At 25.5% G+C, this 3,092-nt stretch carries 4 protein-coding genes and 1 pseudogene; 3 read left to right on the forward strand and 2 right to left on the reverse strand.

Annotated elements, in window-relative coordinates:
* Positions 1–271, forward strand: a pseudogene (locus LS72_RS10995) (TraC family protein); the annotation flags it as partial.
* A gap of 77 nt (positions 272–348) precedes the next feature.
* Here LS72_RS10995 and LS72_RS10205 read toward each other — a convergent pair.
* Positions 349–1,284 (reverse strand): tyrosine-type recombinase/integrase, encoded by a 936-nt coding sequence (locus LS72_RS10205; protein WP_084590223.1) that lies wholly within the window; start codon positions 1,282–1,284, stop codon positions 349–351.
* 211 nt (positions 1,285–1,495) lie between these two features.
* Between LS72_RS10205 and LS72_RS10210 the strand changes: the two genes are divergently transcribed.
* Positions 1,496–1,720: a mobilization protein gene (locus LS72_RS10210; RefSeq protein WP_138155335.1), complete on the forward strand. Its 225-nt coding sequence runs from the start codon at positions 1,496–1,498 to the stop codon at positions 1,718–1,720.
* Between the two features lie 180 nt (positions 1,721–1,900).
* Entirely contained in the window at positions 1,901–2,479 is a 579-nt protein-coding gene (locus tag LS72_RS10215; RefSeq protein ID WP_138155336.1) for a zeta toxin family protein, read from the forward strand.
* A 178-nt stretch (positions 2,480–2,657) separates the two neighbouring features.
* On the opposite strand, the gene LS72_RS10220 is transcribed toward LS72_RS10215, so the two are convergent.
* Positions 2,658–2,885 (reverse strand): hypothetical protein, encoded by a 228-nt coding sequence (locus LS72_RS10220; RefSeq protein ID WP_034555764.1) that lies wholly within the window; start codon positions 2,883–2,885, stop codon positions 2,658–2,660.
* Positions 2,886–3,092 lie beyond the last annotated feature (207 nt).

Consider the following 3,092-nt stretch of genomic DNA (forward strand, 5'->3'; position numbering starts at 1 on the left):
GCTAATTAATTCTAATTTATTTAATCTATCAGAATACGAAAAAGCTTTATTGAAATCTATTACTACTACCAAAGGACAATATTCAGAACTTCTTTTAATCACACCTGAGGAGATAAAAATTCCTTATAGACTTGTAATGGATAGATTCTTCTATTATTTAACCACAACCGACCCAAAAGATAAGGCAAAGATAAAAGAATTAACCGATAAGGGATTAGAAGTTGGTGAGGCTATTAAAAAGATTATAGTAATGGAGGAAATGGGTTTATGAAAAAAACGCAAAGGTTTTTAATATACTCCTTTTATAAAAATCTCATATAATTTTTCTTTCACAGCAAATATTCCTTTTTATTCCCTATTTAATGCTTCACTGATACCTTTGGTTGTAGCCTTAGCATAAATAGTTGTAGTGGTAATATTAGAATGTCTTAGAATTTTTTTAATAATTGCTAGATTCACATCTGCTTCTGTTAATTTAACCGCTAAAGAATGTCTTAGAATATGTAAGCCTTGCTTATTAATTTTAGCTTTTTTGTAAATCCTATTGACAATTAAAAAAGCATTGCTCCTATTGAGCAATTTTCCATTATTAGTTTTCATAATATAATCATCATTGCTAATACGATTACGAAAAAAGAGAATTTCATCTTCTATTTTATTAAATGGAATATATGCTATTTGTGCTTTATCTCCCTTAGCGTGTGGTATATTTAAATAATAAAGATTTTCTTGAGTATTTTCTGTAAAATCACATAATTTGACATTCAAAGCCTCACTTATTCTTAACCCACCAAAGAGCATAAGTTTAACCAAGAGAGCATTTCTAAAAACATTATAACACTCTTTAAACTTACCCCTTTCTAATTCATTTTCTAGTAATATAATTTCTTGATTATTTAAAGAAACAATTTTTTCTTCTCTGCCAGAAAGGTAACCATTAATTTTTACATTTTTAAATATTTTTTCAAAATTTATTAAATTCTTATGATTTTCATTAATATACTTAAAAAATATTTTTATAATAGTCAAATAATGTTTTTTTGTGCTTTTAGATAGTTTTTTAGTATCTTTATCTATATAATTCAAAAAATTTATTAAAAATATGCTATTAATTTCAATTAATGACATCTCATCCTTAAATATTGAGGAATATTCACAAAATGTTTCTAATATACGACTATACGATTCAATAGTATGTTTAGAATAATCTTTATAGTTAAAATGTGCTATAAAATCATTTTTTAGATAAATAAGTGCATTAAATATATTTTCATTTTGTAACATTTACAGGCTCTCCTCTGCCATTAATTTATTTTATATAACATAATTACTAATTATGTTATATAAATTTAGCAGAATTTTCCTTAATAACAAGTATTTTTGTAATTTTATTATGTTATATATTTAAATTATAATATCTATTTTTTATTAAAAAATTGATTTTATTAGCATTTTATATTATAATTTACTAGGTAAATAATAAGGAGTAGAATAAATGAATATGGATTCTTTAAAAGATACTAAAGATAATGAAGAGTTACAATTTAAAGCTAAAAGAGTTTTTTTAAATGAGAAATATTTAAAAATGATAGAAATGATGCTACCTGCTTATAATATTCCTACTAATACAAAAGATATTGAGAAAAACTCTAAAATAATAGAAATCGCAATAGAAAATCTTTTTAAGAATGATTTTTTGAATAGAATTAAAGAGTTTTAGAATTTAATTATTAAGAAATTTAATATTTAATTACAATTCTACAAATGAATACTATAACTACTATGATTTTTAAATCGTTTCCTCCTTTAGGAGAAATAAATATAAAAACGCCATTTTAAATCAAAGTTTTTCCATTTAAAAGCTATTTAGAATCTTTTTAAAAACATACGAGGATATGCAATGGCAAAAGAAGCTTATATTTTTGCAGGAGTCAATGGAGCTGGTAAGACAACGCTATATTATAATGAGCTAGAATCCGCAAATGATTTTGGTCTAAGGATTAATATTGATGAAATTGTGAGTTCTTTTGGAGATTGGAAAAATAGAAAAGACCAAATAAGAGCTGCTAAAATCGCTCTAAAAATTAGAGAAAAGTATATTAAAGAAGGAAAAGATTTTAACCAAGAAAGCACATTATGCGGAAATTCCATATTATCTTTATTCCAAAACTTAAAAGATTCACAATATTGTATTAATCTCTTTTATGTAGGTGTTAAGAATCCAGAGATTGCTAAAGAAAGAGTAAAAATAAGGGTGGCAAAAGGCGGACATAGCATTGACCCTAGTGTTATTGAAACAAGATATTATAAATCTTTAAAAAATCTAAATACAATTGCTCCTCTTTGTAATAGCATTATTGTTTTGGATAACACTCAAACATTTGAAAAAATTTTAGAGAAACGAGATAATTTTTTAAATATCTTTAAAGAACCACAATGGATTGTTGGCTTATTAGAAAAATTAGAAGAAATGTCTTAAAATGCAAGACAAGATGTTAAAATTAAAAAGAGATTGCTCTTAAATGATAGCTTTAGTTAAGAAGCTTCCACTTCTTAAGTGGGGGTAATTCACTTACTTTCAAGTGCAGTTTTAATTGCAAGAATCGGAATAATAAAAACCATTAAAGCCATACAAACAACAATTATTTCTGTAAGCATTACAAATCCCTTAAATTTTTGATTTTTTTATTAATATTTTTCTGTAGGAGGATGATTGCCACTCCTAGAAAAATAACCGCCACAAAACCAAATGATAGCAATAAGAAACTTATTGTCTCATAATTGGTAATACTCCAACCCAAAATAGCCAAAAAGGTAGCCACAGCAATACCAAGCCAAAATTTTAAATTGTTAATTTCCTCTTTCATTTCATCTAACTTACTCATAACAAAATTATACCCCCTCTTTTCTTAAAATATTAAAGCCCCAAAAGCTTTGTAATTTGCGTTGGCAAAAATTAAAACTAAAGAATCTCCACTATAAAGAATTAGAAAGTAAGTTTTAATTCTACTAGAGCTAATATACTAAAACCACTTCCGCTTAAAGTGGCTTTAGATTTGCAAGGGATTTAAGGATTTTATAAGCGGAAGTGG

This window comes from Helicobacter apodemus, from assembly GCF_000765745.2.
GTDB lineage: Bacteria > Campylobacterota > Campylobacteria > Campylobacterales > Helicobacteraceae > Helicobacter_D > Helicobacter_D apodemus.

Coding starts and splice junctions, on each gene's coding strand:
- LS72_RS10205 (WP_084590223.1), bottom strand. CDS start 1,284: ATGTTACAAAATGAAAATATATTTAATGCACTTATTTATCTAAAAAAT.
- LS72_RS10210 (WP_138155335.1), top strand. CDS start 1,496: ATGAATATGGATTCTTTAAAAGATACTAAAGATAATGAAGAGTTACAA.
- LS72_RS10215 (WP_138155336.1), top strand. CDS start 1,901: ATGGCAAAAGAAGCTTATATTTTTGCAGGAGTCAATGGAGCTGGTAAG.
- LS72_RS10220 (WP_034555764.1), bottom strand. CDS start 2,885: ATGAGTAAGTTAGATGAAATGAAAGAGGAAATTAACAATTTAAAATTT.